Raw genomic sequence first — 16,439 nt, forward strand, 5'->3', positions numbered from 1 at the left:
GGAAAGATACTCTTGAACAAAAAACAAATGCTACTCGGATCCTTTCTATGCTTACTCGCCGTCACTGCCTGGGGATTTATGTTTCCTGTAATGGCAAATGCTCTGCAATTTATCGATCCATTCTTCTTCACAACGCTTCGCTATGGATCAGCAGCTATTATTTTTCTTATTTTGCTATTAATTACTGAAGGAAAGACTTCACTCCGCTTAGAAAAAAGAACACTTTCTCTATTCTTTTACGGGACAGTCGGTTTCGCGGGGTATGGTTTTCTCGTTTTCTACGGACAACAACTTGCCGGACCTTCCGGAGCAATCCATGCAGCTATGATTCAATCCCTTATGCCACTGATTGCCTTATCACTGCAATGGATAACGAAAAATCGCCGCCCACAAAACTATACATTCCTTTGTATGTTCGTTGCATTACTTGGTGTTATGCTTGTCATTTCAAAAGGAAATATTGAATTACTATTTGGAGCTGCAAGCCACTTATCAACAAATATATTGATGCTATGCGGCGTTACTTGCTGGGTCATTTATACAAACGGGGGTGCTCGTTTTCAATCTTGGTCACCACTTAGGTACACGACATTAACTTGTTTATTTGGCTCCATTTCACTCATCGTTATTGTTACTTTCTTAACGTACACAAATATAGTTACTATGCCGTCACTGCGTACAGTTGTGAGCGTTCGTTTTGAACTCTTTTATATGTCGATTATCGCAGGCGTTATCGCTGTATTTTGCTGGAATATGGGAAATCGCTATATTTCATCTATTAACGGCATATTATTTATGAATTTAGTTCCTATCCTTGCACTGATTGGTTCTATCTTTCGAGGTTATACAGTCGATAAAATTGAAATCGCTGGAGCTGCATTAACAATTATCGCGCTATTATGTAACAATTTATGGCAAAGAAAAGTAAACATAAAAATCCCCACCTCAGTTCGTTAGGTGGGGATTCTTCACATATGAACAGCTCTTGGCCATTCATGGTACATATTCGCTTTACATAATGCTTGTTCCATCCATTGCTCAATCTCTTTCGTGTACATCTCTATAAAAAATGTCTCAGACGGGAAAGAATGGAGTACTTCTGATATATATTGTGGATATAAAAACGGCATATTTATCATACCTTTTAATTGCGTCATAAACATTGTAAATGATACTTTCTGAAATTCTTGTTTCATTTGTCCTTGTCTAATCATTTGTTCTATATAATATCTTTCTTTAGAAAAATAAACGGTCATCACTTCACGAATTAATGTCGTATCAAGCGAAAGCTCTCGGTAGAAGAAACGTGTTAGTTCTCTATTTTCAAATTGATATCGTAAAATCCCTCGCACCATTTGCACCATCACATCTTTAGCCGACAAATACTCTCTCTGTTCAAACGACATTTCAATCACATGAATATATCCTTCTAAAAAATCAGTAATAAGCTGTTCTAATAAACCTTGCTTCCCAGCAAAATAATATGAAATATTCGCTACATTCACATCCGCTCGCTTTGCAATGTCTCGCACCGACGTTCCATCATAACCTTTCGTATTAAACAACGATATTGCCGCATCAATTACTTTTTGTTTCGTCTGCTTCATGCGCTCACTTCCCTTCAATGAACAGCTATAGTTTAAATTTCTTGACTTTTAAGACAAATTCCTTTAATTTTCTATCGACAAAGTCATGTGAAATACATCGTATTTTGCTAATATTTTACACATCTCGATAAAAAAGGAGCTGTTTCCATGTTTACTAAAGAAAGTTATGCAGGATCTCGCGTGCAGCAATATGAGACAGTAATTAAACAACTGGATGCGTTATTAACTGGCGAATCAAACGTAGTCGCAAACTTATCAAATGCGTCCGCATTATTAAACCAATTTTTAGATCGCGTTAATTGGGTTGGCTTTTACGTAACAGAAGGAAATCAGCTTGTCCTTGGACCGTTCCAAGGAATGCCTGCTTGCGTACGCATTCCATTTGGACGAGGCGTTTGCGGCGTAGCAGCTGAAACGAAAACAACGCAGCTTGTAGCGGACGTTCACCAATTCCCAGGTCACATCGCTTGCGATAGTGCTTCTAATTCGGAAATCGTTGTACCGATTGTGAAAGAAGGAGCTGTCATTGGTGTACTGGACATTGATAGTCCTGAAAAAAATCGTTTTGATGAATTAGATCAGCGCTATTTAGAAAAGTTTGTGGAAACACTCCTAAAACATATGTAAAAAGAAAAGAGCGAGTTATCGATTTAGTACGTCCTGTACAAAACCGATAGCTCACTCTTTTTTCATTGATTAACAGTAGATATTTTCTTTAATGCCTGCTCTAAATCAGAAACGATATCCTCCCACGATTCTAAACCGACCGATAAGCGTATTAAATTATCGAAAATGCCCATTTCTTTTCTTAGTTCCGCTGGAATCGCAGCGTGCGTCATCGTTGCTGGATGCTGAATTAACGTTTCTGTATCTCCTAAACTCACCGCAATTGTAATAAAGTGAAGATCATTAATAAACGCTTGCGTCTCTTCTTTTCCGCCTTTTACTGAAAAAGAAATAACACCGCCCCCGCGTTTCATTTGACGAGATGCTAACTCCCCTTCTGGATACCAAACACCTTCTACCGCATCATGTTTTCTTAAGAACGATACAATTTTTTCTGCATTATCACAATGACGATCCATTCTTACTGCTAACGTCTTTAACCCACGTAATAATAACCACGCATCAAACGGCGCCATAATACCGCCGATATCCTTTCGCATCGGGCGAATCTTTTCAGCTAATGCTTTCGTTTTACAAATTGTTACACCTGCTACAACGTCACCGTGACCACCAATATATTTTGTCGCACTATGCACAACAGCGTCACAGCCAAGCTCAAGCGGCCTTTGTAAATAAGGTGAACAAAACGTATTATCAACAATAACAAGTAAGCCTTTTCGCTTCGCAACCCGAATCACTTGTTTTAAATCAATTAATTTCATTGTCGGATTAATTGGTGTTTCAACGAAAATAAGCTTTGTATTTGGGCGAATTTTATTTTCAATATCAACCTCTGTCTCCATATCACAAAACGAATGCGTAATCATAAATTTTTCTTCTAACACTTCTAAAAAACCGTACGTGCATCCGTATAATCCATTTGAACAAATAATATGATCTCCAGCCTTTAAAAAACCGATTAAAGTCGCTGAAATAGCTGCCATACCAGATCCGAAGGCAAGTGCCTCTTCTCCTCCTTCTAACACCGCCATACGTTCTTCAAATAATTTCACAGTTGGATTTCCAAGCCGTGAGTAAATATAAGATGGATCCACTCCCGCAAAACTCGCCTCTCCTTGCTGCGCAGTCTCAAATGTAAATGTAGAAGTTTGAAATAAAGGTGGTGTTAAACTTCCTTTATGTTCCTCAGATGTATAACCGTGATGAATTAACGCTGTCTCCATATGCTTCTTTTTCATAAAAACATCCCCCTTATGTTTTTATTGCCGCATATTCATCCATAAAAATTTGATGAACATTTTCCTTCATTTTATGTAAGCGCTTTATTTGTGTTTCTATCTCTTCTTCTATATTGTTTTAAATTCCTTCTTATATTAATTTCCAAAATTTATATGCATAAAACAAAAACGTACTCGCTTGACGAAACTCTGGGTAAAAGATATAATAGCGTTTGTGTAAAATAAAAAGGCAGCCTTGTAATGTGAGTTTATCGTTTGTATTTTGTTCCTCTACGGAGGTGTATCTCGTAACTCCCTGCTGCTGGAGCGAAGGTACATGAAAACAAAATGCCCGTAAATATCGATTACGTCTGTTTTTATTTTACGTAAATAAAAACATTTTTAAAGGAGGAGTCAACTATGGCTCGTTATACAGGTCCAGCTTGGAAACTGTCTCGTCGTCTTGGAATCTCTCTAAGCGGCACAGGAAAAGAATTAGAAAAACGCCCTTACGCACCAGGTCCTCACGGTCCTAACCAACGTAAGAAACTTTCAGAATACGGTTTACAATTACAAGAGAAACAAAAACTTCGTCACATGTACGGCATGACTGAGCGTCAATTCCGTCGCACATTTGACCAAGCAGGTAAAATGCCTGGTAAGCACGGCGAAAACTTCATGATCCTTCTTGAAGCTCGTCTTGACAACTTAGTTTACCGTATGGGCTTAGCTCGCACTCGTCGTGCAGCTCGCCAATTAGTAAACCACGGTCACATCATGGTTGATGGCGCTCGCGTAGATATCCCATCTTACCGTGTAAAACCTGGTCAAACTATCAGCGTTCGCGAAAAATCTAACAGCCTTGTTGTTGTTAAAGAAGCGATCGAAGTTAACAACTTCGTACCAGAATACTTAACTTTCGATGCTGACAAATTAGAAGCTACTTACACTCGTCACGCTGAGCGTTCTGAGTTACCAGCTGAAATCAACGAAGCATTAATCGTAGAGTTCTACTCTCGTTAATCTCGGTACTCTGAAAAGAGTCGTATTAAAAGCCTTAGGAACCTTGTTAATTCAAGGTTCCTGGGCTTTTTTTATTTATATAAAGCATAAAAAAGAATGTACTGGGGGCAAAAAATAATATGGCTGGCGTGTGTATAGAAATGGATAAGTGTAAGTAAAATAATAAAACCTCTGTAGGTCCGTAGTACATTCATCTTATTAGTAATTAATAATTATTAGCCCTTCTTTCTTTAAAATTGTTCATTGTTCTTTTATCTACATAAGAAGAAACTTTTCCACTTCTAACGCTGAAAAATACCACTTTCCATCTATTTTAAATTTCGGGAAACGTTCATCATAAAAGCAATTTTCTCTGATGGAATTTCCACTCATACATGTTTGTCTACACAATTCTTTCATATCCCAAAACATTTTTCTATGTTCAATATGATCTAGCCGTTTTCGTAACTCTTCTAAGAAAAGTTCTTCAATCTTTTGTTCATCTATTTTAATATCAAGAATGTTGTTATTCACCTTCTTTCATACTTTCATTTTGCTTATTTCGTTGTTCTACTTTCCTTTTTATAATTAGCTCCCGTACAGCTGGTATTAACGGTGTTAAAAATTTCTTCCGCTGTTCCTTTGTAAGGATTACTTTCACCACATACTCATATTCATCACGAATAATTTGTTCTTCACTCATCCTCTATCACATCTTTTCTTTTTATTCCCTTTGTAAGTGAGTATCGTACACAATTTTCCATCTTCCAGAAAAACCTTTCTGTCATAATCCGCCAGAATTTCCTCACGATTTATTCTTTCTACTTTTTCACCAACTTCCCAATATCCAGCACGAAGCAGAAACTCAGAATCCCCTTCTGGAATCGGTAATTCATACCATCTAAAGTTATTCTAGTTACTTCAATACCTTCTCTAATAATCATTTCATCACCCTTTCATTATGAATATGGATAAGTTCGCTTTGAGTTTTATTAATACCCTTACAAAAATAATCAGTTACGTAAACAACTTCTTTGATAAAGAGTTTATGAAAGCATAAAAAAGCCCCCAAACGCTAAGGAATTTATAAAGGAATTTTTTAAAAGTATACGGAGTGGGATTCTCCACAACCGTAATACATGTTTTCATATTGTTAAAACCCTCTTAAGGATGAAATATCTATATATCTTATTTATGTAACTTATGTTATAGTTTCATATGTTAATTAATTACAATTCTTTTTAAAAGGAGTATACGCAATGAAAGCAAAGAAACTAATATGTTTTTTAGCATTACCACTTATGTTAGTAGCGTGGGTAGGATGTTCTAAGAACAATACAGAAGAGAATAAGACTGATAGCTTAAAGATTTCAGAGTCAGAAAAGAAGAAAGACGAGTCAATAGACAAAGAAGCAGATAAGCTAAACAAGGAAAAAGAAGAATTGCTTGCTAAAAAGGAAGAATTGCTTGCTGAAAAGGAAAAATTGCTTGCTGAAAAGAAAGCTAAGGAAGAAAAAGAGGTAACGAAAAAGAAAGAGGATACAGATAAAAATGAAGTCTCAAACGATAAAACAGTAAAAGAAGCTGTAATTGGAGAAGGTAGAACACTAGCTGAGGAAAGAGAGTATAGAGATAAGCAGTTAACTAAAGGTTCTAGTGCATCTTCTCCTTTAGAGAAGTATCAAGAAGATATTAAGGATACTTCTAATGACTTAAAGACGGCAGTTCAATCTATTAAATCCTTAGCTGAAAAAGATGGAACGTGGAAAACAACTCAAACAGGATTAAAGGGAGAATTAAGTAGAGTAAGTGGGAGAGCTAATAGACTAGCAAGTATAGAACCTCCTAAGGAGTATGATTACTTCAAAGTTCAATTAAGAGACGATGCAAGAGCAATTAAACAAATGGTAGACCAAGCATTTATAGCTTTAAATGAAAATGATACTGAAACAGCCAAGTTAAACATAGGTGCTATGATAGATTATGTAGATATAATGTCTTCAACATTGAATGAAATACAAAATGTACAAAATGGAGTTTAAAGGGGTATGTGCCAAAGAAGCAAAATATTGAGATCGGCAAATTACTAGACTCAGAATCAATAACAAGTATTTTAGCTAACTTTGTAGGTGGAAAAACAAAATCAGTTGATTATGATGACGAAAAAGATAAAGATAAAGATGTAGTTATAATTAATAAACTTACATTAGTTGTTTTAGTCACCTAATGCTTCCAAAATGAGGATGAATAAAACATTTCAATAGAAAAGCTGCCAAAGAAACTAAAACCTTTCTCTGGCAGCCTTTATTTATATATATTAAAGTTATTTATTTTCCTCTTTCTGAACATATACATAAGCATCTTTCTGCTCTTTATGTACATCCACCTTCGAATTCTCTGCAAGCTGACCCGCATTTAGCAAAGAAAAAATAATGAGCGCTTCTAGTGACATTTCGTTTTACCACTCCTTTCTAGTTGTTATACATTTATCATACCGCTTACATGTGATTTCCGTATGAACTCGAAAAGGAGATTACAACAAAATGGTTACAAGCATATGAATGCACGTTATAATAACCATAAAATGGGAGGTGGATTCTTTTTGACAATAAATCAAATGGTTCAACTCGGAAGTTCATTTATGCTATTTATTACTTCCGCACTGATGAGTTGGTATCAGGGGAGTAATTTAATAGATAATCCTGATGAATGGAAATATAGCGCTAAGTTTACAAATTACTTTAAAGGCACCGTTTCAAATTACCAAGATATTTATCAAATCGATTTCTTTATATATGCGGCAAAATTTTATCCAACAGCATTTATCGTTATGCTAGTTAGTTTACTTTATATGCTCATATTAATTCTTTATATTCTATTTAAAAGAAAAGATCCGGCGATTTAAATCCATACATAAAAACCCCGAATCATAGACTTTTCAGCCTACAATTCGGGGTACTATTTGTTTACATTCGTTTCTAATTAGTAACGAATTAAGAAATATTTCTTCTTACCGCGGCGAATGATTGTGAATTTACCTTCGATGCGGTCGTTTTCTGTTACAACGTAGTCTAATGCTTGTGTACGCTCACCGTTTACGTAGATTGCGCCATTCGTTACATCTTCACGTGCTTGACGTTTTGATGGAGAGATTTTGCTTTCTACAAGTAAGTCGATTAATACTGTATCTTCTGCAGTACGTTCTACAGATGGTACGTCTTTGAATCCTTGCTCGATTTCGCTTGCAGTCAGTTCTGCTACAGAACCGCTGAATAATGCAGCTGAAATTTTAATCGCTTGCTCTAATGCTTCTTCACCATGAACAAGTTTTGTCATTTCAGAACCTAATGCTTTTTGTGCTGCACGTTTTTCTGGCGCTTCAGCTACTTGCTTTTCAAGCTCAAGAATTTCTTCATGAGATAAGAATGTGAAGTATTTTAAGTATTTAACAACGTCGCGGTCATCTGTGTTAATCCAGAATTGGTAGAACTCGTAAGGAGTTGTTTTCTCTGGGTCTAACCAAATTGCGCCGCCTTCGGTTTTACCAAACTTCGTACCGTCAGATTTAGTAACTAGTGGAATTGTTAAACCGAATGCTTTCGCATCTTCTTCTGATTTACGGATTAATTCAAGACCAGCTGTAATGTTACCCCATTGGTCACTACCACCGATTTGTAGACGGCAATTATGTTGCTGATATAAGTTTAAGAAGTCGTATGATTGTAAAATCATGTAACTAAACTCAGTGAATGAAATACCAGTTTCTAAACGAGATGCTACTGTATCTTTTGCTAACATATAGTTTAAACCGAAGTTTTTACCGATATCGCGTAAGAATGAAATTACATCTAAGCTACCAAGCCAGTCGTAGTTGTTAGCCATCGTTGCTGGGTTGTCCACGTTTTCAAACTCTAAGAAGTTTGAAAGTTGGTTTTTAATGCTTTCTGTGTAGTAAGCAACTGTATCTTTCGTATTTAATGTACGTTCTGCTTTTTTACCACTCGGGTCACCGATCATACCAGTACCACCGCCAACAAGTGCGATTGGTTGGTGACCAGCTAATTGGAAACGACGTAACATTAATACTGGTAACATATGACCAATGTGTAAGCTATCCGCTGTCGGGTCGAAACCACAGTATAATTTAACGCTTTCTTTTTCTAATAATTGCTCAAGGCCCTCAGCATCTGTTTGCTGATTAATTAGACCGCGAAATTCAAGATCTTGTAAAATACCCATATCCTACATACTCTCCTTTAAGTTCATTACTGGCGTGAAGGTTGAAAACATAAAAAAATCGCCCCTTCAAATAAGGGACGATTTTGATTATCGCGTTACCACCCTAGTTGCAGGCAAAAAAGCCTACCACCTTATTTACATAACGGCTTAGCACCGTCTTTTCCCTTTTGAATAAAATTCAATCGAAAAAAGATGCTCTAGGGGCGTAATTCGCGATCATCTATGTGCTGATTTTCACCGGCCATCAGCTCTCTAAAACAGGGAAATGATCACTACTTCTCCCTTTCCACGCTCAATTATTCATATACTTTTCTTTATACCATCATTTATATAGGCATGTCAAATAGAGGTCAGGTTTCCCTTCTTGTCAATCCTTTACAACACCATAAAGAGTATCGTAATAAGAGAAAGAATTGGAACCCCAACTAATAACGATACATGAAACACAATCGATAAATCATTCCCAATGGTCGCCTCCACAGGATCTTTCGCTGGGGAACCAAGAAACCCGATTAATCGATCGAATCGACTTACCGTTTTTGGAAAGTCTGGTATTTCTACATGATCACTATCTAAATGTTGCTTTAACTTATATTCACTCTTAAAGGGATTTTCGCTCAATTTCGTCCACCTCCAGCAATTGTTTCAATTTCTTTATCCCGTTATGAAGTCTCGATTTCACCGTTCCAATCGGAATGTTTAATATCTCTGCAATTTCTTTTTGCTGCATGTCATGATAATAAGAAAGGATTAGGACCGCTCTTTGCTCTTCTGGAACTTTCAAAATTGCTTCTCTTACTGTGAGCCGATCTTCGTGAGAAAATTCTTTTTCCGGAATCGGCACTAAAAATGGCAAAAGCGTACGCCACTTTTTTCTCCTATTTAATTTATTAATCATAAGACGATAACCAATTTGAAATAAATACGTTTTTATTTTACCTTTTTCAAGTTCATACATATGTTTCTTACGCTCTAGCGTCAAAAACGTATCTTGCACAAGATCGATACTTAATTGTTCATCTCGGTTAAATCGATATAAAAATGTGTATAGCGCTGGTTTGATTAAAACATATAGTCTTTCTCCCGCTTGTTTATCTCCACTTTGATACGCAAGCATGAGCTCCTCCTCAATCCCAATCTGCGCCATGATTTTTGATCTCCTTTATTCCTTTTAACGTTAATGAAATACGGGAAATTAAATATGCAATCGCAATAAAAATCCACAATTGTGATTGATTTGTAAAAAATTGCACATATGGGTTTTGAATCGTAAATCCCATAGTAACTAAAGTATTTAACGCTTGCACACATATGCATGCATACAACGCAAGGCAGATAGAAATAGTGTCAAATACATTCCAGCGAAAATACACTTTTGTTTTTGTAAAATCAATTTTATATCCATTTTTCCGTACTATATGTTTTCTATCAAATGGAATAATGATTGAAAACATAACACCCATTATAACTCCAGCTGTAAGCATTGATACTCTATATCCAATTGGTATCGGTAAGAAAAGACCACAAGAAAATACAACTATAATTCCAATTACAGCAAAAGTAAGAAGTAATTTATTAGACATATAAAAGCCTCCCTCATCTATTCTTTCATAAATGTATACAGACGAGGAAGGCACTTCGTTCAAATATTATTTTAGTTTTTTTATAATCTTTGCAGGATTCCCGCCAACTACTACATTATTAGGCACATCTTTCGTTACGACAGCACCAGATGCGATCACCGCATTGTCTCCAATTGTTACACCTGGATTAATAATTGCTCTTCCGCCAATCCATACGTTATCGCCAATTGTAACTGGTTTTCCGTATTCTGATCCGCTTATGCGCTCTACCGGATCAAGCGGGTGCGTTGCTGTATAAATGTGAACACCTGGAGCTAACATACAGTTCACTCCGATTGTTACTGGACATACATCTAAAATGGTACAGTCAAAGTTCGCGTAAAAATTTTCACCCACATGAATGTTATAGCCGTAATCACATCTGAAAGAAGATTCAAGATGAATGTTATCTCCAGTCGTTCCGAATAGTTCTTTTACGATTTCGCTACGCTCTTTTAATTGTACTTCTGGCGTTTCATTTAATTTTCTCGTTAATATACGAGCTTGCTCCCTCTCTTGAACTAAAACTGGATCAGCTGGTATGTACATTTCACCTAGTATCATCTTTTCTTTTTCTGTTTTCATCATACTATCCCCTTTAACTTATATATATAAGTTCATGATATCATAAAAAAGAAAGGCCTGAACATTTTTCGTTCAGACCTTTCTCTCTTAATCTTCCATCGTTGATAAGTCACCTGTTGGTAAGTTTAACTCCCACGCTTTTAATACGCGGCGCATAATTTTACCACTTCTCGTTTTCGGTAATTTATCTCTAAATTCAATTTGTCGTGGCGCTGCATGAGCTGCTAGGCCTTTCTTTACAAATTGACGAATTTCTTCTTTTAATTCATCAGATGGTTCGTATCCTGCTCGAAGTGCGATAAATGCTTTAATAATTTCGCCGCGCACCGGATCAGGAATACCAATTACACCAGCTTCTGCAACAGCAGCGTGCTCAATTAATTTACTTTCTACTTCAAACGGACCAACGCGCTCACCTGACGTCATAATTACATCGTCAATACGCCCTTGGAACCAGAAGTATCCATCTTCATCCATATAGGCAGAGTCACCTGATACGTACCAATCTCCCGGCATGAAATAAGATTCATATTTTTGCTCGTTATTCCAGATCCCACGCATCATAGATGGCCAACCTTTCGCAATTGCTAAGTTACCCATTGTGTAAGGAGGCACTTCATTTCCTTCATTATCAACAATCGCTGCTTTCACACCTGGAATTGGTTTACCCATTGAGCCTGGACGGATTTCCATACAAGGGTAGTTACAAATAACTTGTCCACCTGTTTCTGTCATCCACCACGTATCATGAATACGAAGTCCAAATGCGTTCATACCCCAGCGAATTACTTCTGGATTTAACGGCTCACCAACGCTTAATACGTGGCGCACTTGTGATAAGTCATATTTTTTAATTGCGTCTTGTCCAGCTCCCATTAACATACGGAATGCTGTTGGTGCGCTGTACCAAACCGTCACACCGTAATCTTGCAGTGCTTCATACCAAGCTTCTGGACTAAAGCGTCCACCTAAAATAACGTTTGACGCTCCAACTAACCACGGTGCGAAAATACCGTAAGCTGTTCCAGTTACCCAGCCCGGGTCAGCAGTACACCAATATACATCGTCTTCTTTTAAATCTAATACCCACTTCGCCGTTTGATAGTGCTGAACCATTGCGTTTTGCGCATGAAGCACACCTTTTGGCTTACCAGTAGAACCAGACGTGTAATGTAGAATCAAGCCGTCTTCACGGCCTAACCATTCAATATGTAATTCTTTTGAAGCTTGTTCAAATAAAGGATTGAACGCTACCGTTTTACCGCCTTCTTCTACATTATCTCCAACAAGGAAAACTGTTTTTAAAGCCGGTAAATCATTTAATGGTACGCGCTCTAACAATTCAGGCGTTGTAATTAACACCTTTGCTTCGCTATCTTCTAAGCGATCGCGAACTGCGCCTTCCATAAATGCTTCAAATAGCGGTCCAACAATTGCTCCTAATTTCACTGCACCTAAAAGTGCGAAATATAACTCTGGAGAACGTGGCATAAAAATAAAAACGCGATCGCCTTTTTCTACATCGCCATAATTCTTAAGGACGTTTCCTGCTTTATTAGAAAAATCCTTCATTTCCTTAAATGTATATTTCTCTTTTCGCGATCCATCTTGATAATAAAGAGCTACTTTATTCTTTCGATCGGATTTCGCATGCTTATCAATTGCCTCATACGCCATATTTACTCGGCCTGTTTCATTCCAAGTAAAGTTTTTATTAACCTCTTCCCAGTTAAAATTCGCGTATGCCTCATCATAATTCGGCAAATTATTTTCTCCTTTAATGACAGGAAGCGTTTCTACTTTCATACTTTACATCCCCCTCCTATGTATTCTATTATCTATTATAATGACATTATTTAAAATTTTCAGTATATTTGTTGATTTTTAGACAAATTTTTAATGACAAATTTCGATTCACATCGCATATATTATAAAGTACGATATTAATAGATTCACAAACCCTCAAGGTGGTGAGCAATACATTGATTCATAAAAAAATATATAATGCTAGAAACTTAAAAACGGCGAAAGGCACTTTAATTATTGAAGGTCCTGTCTCTACACATAACTTAGAAATGTATGAGTTTCATCCAGACTTAATTGCGTTTCGTCCTGCCGAGCAACAATATAAAGCAATTGTCGAAATTTCTAAATTACCAGAAGCTCGTCTCATTATTGCTAGACATGACCAAACAATTGTTGGATATGTTACATACTTGTATCCTGATCCACTTGAACGATGGTCAGAAGGAAAAATGGAAAACTTAATTGAGCTTGGGGCAATTGAAGTAGTCCCAGCCTTCCGCGGGAGTTCTGTCGGAAAGAACTTACTAGAGGTTTCTATGATGGACGATTATATGGAAGATTACATTATATTGACGACTGAATATTATTGGCACTGGGATTTGAAACAAACAGGATTGAATGTGTGGGAATACCGAAAAGTAATGGAGAAGATGATGAATGCTGGCGGGTTACAATGGATGGCTACAGACGATCCTGAAATTTGTTCACATCCTGCCAACTGTTTAATGGTCCGCATCGGTAAACGCGTTGATACGGATTCTATTCAAGCTTTTGATCGTCTACGTTTTCACAATCGTTTTATGTATTAATAAAGGGGGCAACTGGAATGATTGTAGAAGAAATTATGAATCAAAATGTAGTTACATTGCATCCAAACGATACAATCGAAACAGCAATCCGAACGATACGCACGAAAGGCATTCGGCACATTCCAATTGTCGATCAAAATAATCACGTCGTAGGCATTATTTCTGATCGGGATGTAAGAGATGCAAGTCCGTCTATTCTAGATGAACAAGTTTCAATCGATATGCTACAGCAACCGCTCGAACTTATTATGAAACATCCTGTTATGACTTGCCATCCTCTCGATTTCGTTGAGGAAATTGCTACTTTATTTTTTGAAAATAAAATTGGCTGTCTTCCTGTTACAAAGGCCGGGAAGTTAGTTGGAATCATTTCTGAATCTACAGTACTGCACACATTAGTAAAATTAACAGGAGCACATCAACCAAGTTCGCAAATTGAAATTCAAGTAAAAAACGAACCTGGTATTCTTGGAAAAGTCGTTGCTATTTTTAGTGATTTACAAATAAATATCGTGAGCGTTCTCGTCTACCCAGCAAAAGACGAGAATGATAAAGTACTCGTTTTCCGCATTCAAACGATGAATCCTCTAAAAGTGATTGATGCACTTGAAGCAGAAGGTTACCGCGTATTATGGCCAAACATCATGGGGATGCAAGCATGAGTAGCGCGTTTATTTATTCGGATGACTTTCGGGGCTATTCATTTAGCCCTGATCATCCTTTTAACCAACTGCGCGTCACACTTACGTATGATTTATTACAAAAGGGCGGTTTCATCTCTCCCTCTCAAATCATCTCACCACGGATGGCTACAGATGAAGAGATCGCCTACGTTCATACAGAGGAGTACATAAATGCGGTAAAACGTGCTGGAGAAGGAAAGTTAGAAAAATCAATTGCAATGACATATGGACTCGGAACAGAAGATACACCGATGTTCCCAAATATGCACGAAGCAAGCGCATTGCTCGTTGGCGGTACGTTAACAGCTGTCGATGCTGTTCTTTCCGGAAAAGTAAAACACGCACTTAATTTGGGCGGCGGCTTACATCACGGCTTTCGCGGCAAAGCATCTGGCTTTTGTATTTATAACGACAGTTCTATCGCAATAAAATATATTCAAAAGAAATACGGTTTACGCGTCTTATATATTGATACAGATGCTCATCACGGTGATGGCGTACAGTGGTCGTTTTATGATGACCCTAACGTATGCACCATTTCACTGCATGAAACTGGTCGTTATTTATTCCCTGGAACTGGCGCTGTAAACGAACGTGGCCAAGGTAATGGTTATAGTTATTCTTTTAATGTTCCACTCGATGCTTTTACAGAAGATGAATCGTTCTTAGAATCATATCGAACTGTTGTAACAGAAGTTGCAGCGTACTTTAAACCGGATATTATTTTAACGCAAAATGGTGCTGACGCACATTATTATGACCCACTTACACATCTTTGTGCGACAATGAATATTTACCGCGAAATACCGAAGCTCGCTCGTGAAATTGCTAATGAATATTGCGAAGGTCGCTGGATCGCTGTCGGCGGTGGCGGCTATGACCATTGGCGTGTCGTACCAAGAGCATGGGCACTCATTTGGCTCGAAATGAACAACATCCAAAACATCTCAGGTTATCTCCCTCCAGAATGGATTGAAGCTTGGAAAGGACAAGCAGAAACAGAACTTCCCCTCACATGGGAAGATCCAGACAACATGTATAAACCTATCCCCCGTAAACCAGAAATTGAAGAAAAAAACGCATTAACTGTAGCGAAATCCCTTGAAATTATTCGGAATAATATGACAAAATCTTTATACTAAACGAAAAGGAGGCTCGTTTTTGAATAGCCTCCTTTTATTTAAAGCTTGCTATTATTGTCGTTTTCTGTCGGTAAGTCGATATATTTTAATAATCGCTGATATATTCCGAGTTACGCCGATATATTTTGATAATCGCTGATATATTCCGAGTTGCGCCGATATATTCTAATAATCGCTGATATATTTTCATTTTATAACAGTCTGGCCCAACTTTTATGAGAAAAGGTCGTGATATTATGTGGACACAACAAATAATCAACACGAAACGCGGTACATTTGAACTCTTTACAAAAGGAAATGGCGAATCGCTTTGTATTACACATCACTATTCACAATTTAATGAAACTGGTGATTACTTTGCGGATGTTTTTACTGCTACGCATCGTGTATTTCTCATTAATTTACGAGATACTGGTCGCTCTGTAACCGCCCAGTCAGAAAACGAATTAAGCATGATTGAAACAATCCACGACTTAGAAGCAATACGAGAAGCATTACAACTTCCAACATGGCATTTCGCCGGTCATTCAACAGGTGGTATGCTTGGACTTTTATATGCGATTACATATCCAAATTCCTTACAATCATTAGTCGTAGCAGGAGCTGCAGCAAGTAACTATACCGAAACACCATTTTGCATTTATCACCCAGCACATCCACAGTTTCATTATATGCAAAAACACATCGAAAACTTAAAAAGCCCTCACCTTACAAGTGAAGAACGAAAAGAACTATCTACTGAGAGAACAAAATTATCATTGTATAAACCAGAAAACTACAACTCTTATTTTTGTAAACCAATCAATAAAACAATGTCCGTTAGCCGGATGAACGCTTTCGCCAATGAATATCCTTCATTTGATTTAAGAGAGTATTTACCTTTCATCCAAACAAAGACACTTATTATATGCGGAAGATATGATGTGCAGTGTCCAGTTCAATATTCTATCGAGATACATGATGGGATACGTAACTCTATCTTCATTCCATTCGAAAACAGCAACCATTATCCTTTTTTAGAAGAAGCGACCCTGTTTACTTCTACTACTCAAATATTTTATAAATCGTTACGCCAGTACCGTTATTATTAAGGAAAGCTC

21 protein-coding genes, 1 pseudogene and 1 other annotated feature are annotated in these 16,439 nt (G+C 37.2%); of the genes and pseudogenes, 10 read left to right on the forward strand and 12 right to left on the reverse strand.

Features of this window, described 5'->3' with window-relative positions:
• Positions 1-12: 12 nt before the first annotated feature.
• A complete protein-coding gene (locus tag ACXKY9_RS22680) occupies positions 13-957 on the forward strand; it encodes a DMT family transporter (RefSeq protein ID WP_002101415.1) in 945 nt (314 codons plus the stop codon).
• 11 nt (positions 958-968) lie between these two features.
• On the opposite strand, the gene refZ is transcribed toward ACXKY9_RS22680, so the two are convergent.
• Complete coding sequence (gene refZ, locus ACXKY9_RS22685) at positions 969-1,607, reverse strand: forespore capture DNA-binding protein RefZ (protein WP_000814921.1); 639 nt, start codon at positions 1,605-1,607, stop codon at positions 969-971.
• Between the two features lie 147 nt (positions 1,608-1,754).
• Here refZ and ACXKY9_RS22690 point away from each other — a divergent pair, with 147 nt between their 5' ends.
• A complete protein-coding gene (locus ACXKY9_RS22690) occupies positions 1,755-2,234 on the forward strand; it encodes a GAF domain-containing protein (RefSeq protein ID WP_000494337.1) in 480 nt (159 codons plus the stop codon).
• A 62-nt stretch (positions 2,235-2,296) separates the two neighbouring features.
• On the opposite strand, the gene megL is transcribed toward ACXKY9_RS22690, so the two are convergent.
• Complete coding sequence (megL, locus tag ACXKY9_RS22695; RefSeq protein ID WP_000726606.1) at positions 2,297-3,472, reverse strand: methionine gamma-lyase; 1,176 nt, start codon at positions 3,470-3,472, stop codon at positions 2,297-2,299.
• A 399-nt stretch (positions 3,473-3,871) separates the two neighbouring features.
• On the opposite strand from megL, the gene rpsD reads away from it, so the two are divergent.
• Complete coding sequence (gene rpsD / locus ACXKY9_RS22700; protein ID WP_000135317.1) at positions 3,872-4,474, forward strand: 30S ribosomal protein S4; 603 nt, start codon at positions 3,872-3,874, stop codon at positions 4,472-4,474.
• Positions 4,475-4,729: 255 nt separating this feature from the next.
• Here rpsD and ACXKY9_RS22705 read toward each other — a convergent pair whose 3' ends face one another.
• The 3 genes and pseudogenes from ACXKY9_RS22705 to ACXKY9_RS22715 all read right to left on the reverse strand — a co-directional run bounded on the left by ACXKY9_RS22705 (position 4,730) and on the right by ACXKY9_RS22715 (position 5,397).
• A complete protein-coding gene (locus tag ACXKY9_RS22705) occupies positions 4,730-4,987 on the reverse strand; it encodes a hypothetical protein (RefSeq protein WP_001063531.1) in 258 nt (85 codons plus the stop codon).
• Positions 4,980-5,156 (reverse strand): hypothetical protein, encoded by a 177-nt coding sequence (locus tag ACXKY9_RS22710; RefSeq protein WP_001288257.1) that lies wholly within the window; start codon positions 5,154-5,156, stop codon positions 4,980-4,982. Before ACXKY9_RS22710 ends, ACXKY9_RS22705 begins: the two co-directional genes overlap by 8 nt.
• Positions 5,153-5,397 (reverse strand): annotated as a pseudogene (locus tag ACXKY9_RS22715) (hypothetical protein). The gene ACXKY9_RS22710 and the pseudogene ACXKY9_RS22715 overlap by 4 nt, the downstream one beginning before the upstream one ends.
• Positions 5,398-5,712: 315 nt before the next feature.
• Between ACXKY9_RS22715 and ACXKY9_RS22720 the strand changes: the two are divergent.
• Together ACXKY9_RS22720 and ACXKY9_RS22725 are read left to right on the forward strand one after the other, a co-directional pair.
• On the forward strand, positions 5,713-6,495 hold the full coding sequence (locus tag ACXKY9_RS22720) for a DUF6376 family protein (protein ID WP_000644808.1): 783 nt from the start codon (positions 5,713-5,715) through the stop codon (positions 6,493-6,495).
• 8 nt (positions 6,496-6,503) lie between these two features.
• Complete coding sequence (locus tag ACXKY9_RS22725) at positions 6,504-6,680, forward strand: hypothetical protein (protein ID WP_002101421.1); 177 nt, start codon at positions 6,504-6,506, stop codon at positions 6,678-6,680.
• 96 nt (positions 6,681-6,776) lie between these two features.
• On the opposite strand, the gene ACXKY9_RS22730 is transcribed toward ACXKY9_RS22725, so the two are convergent.
• Positions 6,777-6,905: a hypothetical protein gene (locus tag ACXKY9_RS22730; protein WP_000050944.1), complete on the reverse strand. Its 129-nt coding sequence runs from the start codon at positions 6,903-6,905 to the stop codon at positions 6,777-6,779.
• 165 nt (positions 6,906-7,070) lie between these two features.
• Between ACXKY9_RS22730 and ACXKY9_RS22735 the strand changes: the two genes are divergently transcribed.
• Positions 7,071-7,358, forward strand: a complete 288-nt coding sequence (locus tag ACXKY9_RS22735) for a YjdJ family protein (protein WP_113623466.1) — start codon at positions 7,071-7,073, stop codon at positions 7,356-7,358.
• A 77-nt stretch (positions 7,359-7,435) separates the two neighbouring features.
• On the opposite strand, the gene tyrS is transcribed toward ACXKY9_RS22735, so the two are convergent.
• The 6 genes from tyrS to acsA form a co-directional block, all read right to left on the reverse strand.
• Positions 7,436-8,692: a tyrosine--tRNA ligase gene (tyrS, locus tag ACXKY9_RS22740; RefSeq protein ID WP_000512092.1), complete on the reverse strand. Its 1,257-nt coding sequence runs from the start codon at positions 8,690-8,692 to the stop codon at positions 7,436-7,438.
• Positions 8,693-8,762: 70 nt separating this feature from the next.
• Positions 8,763-8,990: a binding site (T-box leader), on the reverse strand.
• Between the two features lie 77 nt (positions 8,991-9,067).
• Positions 9,068-9,313, reverse strand: coding sequence for a hypothetical protein (locus tag ACXKY9_RS22745; protein ID WP_001293778.1), 246 nt, complete (start codon positions 9,311-9,313; stop codon positions 9,068-9,070).
• Positions 9,294-9,839, reverse strand: a complete 546-nt coding sequence (locus ACXKY9_RS22750) for an RNA polymerase sigma factor (RefSeq protein ID WP_000057201.1) — start codon at positions 9,837-9,839, stop codon at positions 9,294-9,296. The genes ACXKY9_RS22745 and ACXKY9_RS22750 overlap by 20 nt, the downstream gene beginning before the upstream one ends.
• Positions 9,820-10,275 (reverse strand): hypothetical protein, encoded by a 456-nt coding sequence (locus ACXKY9_RS22755; protein WP_000066457.1) that lies wholly within the window; start codon positions 10,273-10,275, stop codon positions 9,820-9,822. Before ACXKY9_RS22755 ends, ACXKY9_RS22750 begins: the two co-directional genes overlap by 20 nt.
• A gap of 66 nt (positions 10,276-10,341) precedes the next feature.
• A complete protein-coding gene (locus ACXKY9_RS22760) occupies positions 10,342-10,902 on the reverse strand; it encodes a maltose acetyltransferase domain-containing protein (RefSeq protein ID WP_002101427.1) in 561 nt (186 codons plus the stop codon).
• Positions 10,903-10,986: 84 nt separating this feature from the next.
• A complete protein-coding gene (gene acsA / locus ACXKY9_RS22765) occupies positions 10,987-12,705 on the reverse strand; it encodes an acetate--CoA ligase (RefSeq protein WP_000862048.1) in 1,719 nt (572 codons plus the stop codon).
• A gap of 176 nt (positions 12,706-12,881) precedes the next feature.
• On the opposite strand from acsA, the gene acuA reads away from it, so the two are divergent.
• The 4 genes from acuA to ACXKY9_RS22785 all read left to right on the forward strand — a co-directional run bounded on the left by acuA (position 12,882) and on the right by ACXKY9_RS22785 (position 16,430).
• Complete coding sequence (gene acuA / locus ACXKY9_RS22770; RefSeq protein ID WP_000581388.1) at positions 12,882-13,514, forward strand: acetoin utilization protein acetyltransferase AcuA; 633 nt, start codon at positions 12,882-12,884, stop codon at positions 13,512-13,514.
• A gap of 17 nt (positions 13,515-13,531) precedes the next feature.
• Positions 13,532-14,176, forward strand: coding sequence for an acetoin utilization AcuB family protein (locus tag ACXKY9_RS22775; RefSeq protein ID WP_000634578.1), 645 nt, complete (start codon positions 13,532-13,534; stop codon positions 14,174-14,176).
• Positions 14,173-15,339 (forward strand): acetoin utilization protein AcuC, encoded by a 1,167-nt coding sequence (gene acuC, locus ACXKY9_RS22780; protein WP_000092819.1) that lies wholly within the window; start codon positions 14,173-14,175, stop codon positions 15,337-15,339. Before ACXKY9_RS22775 ends, acuC begins: the two co-directional genes overlap by 4 nt.
• A 215-nt stretch (positions 15,340-15,554) precedes the next feature.
• Positions 15,555-16,430 (forward strand): alpha/beta fold hydrolase, encoded by an 876-nt coding sequence (locus tag ACXKY9_RS22785; protein ID WP_003285496.1) that lies wholly within the window; start codon positions 15,555-15,557, stop codon positions 16,428-16,430.
• Positions 16,431-16,439: the final 9 nt, after the last annotated feature.

It is taken from the genome of Bacillus sp. 2175 (assembly GCF_057812155.1).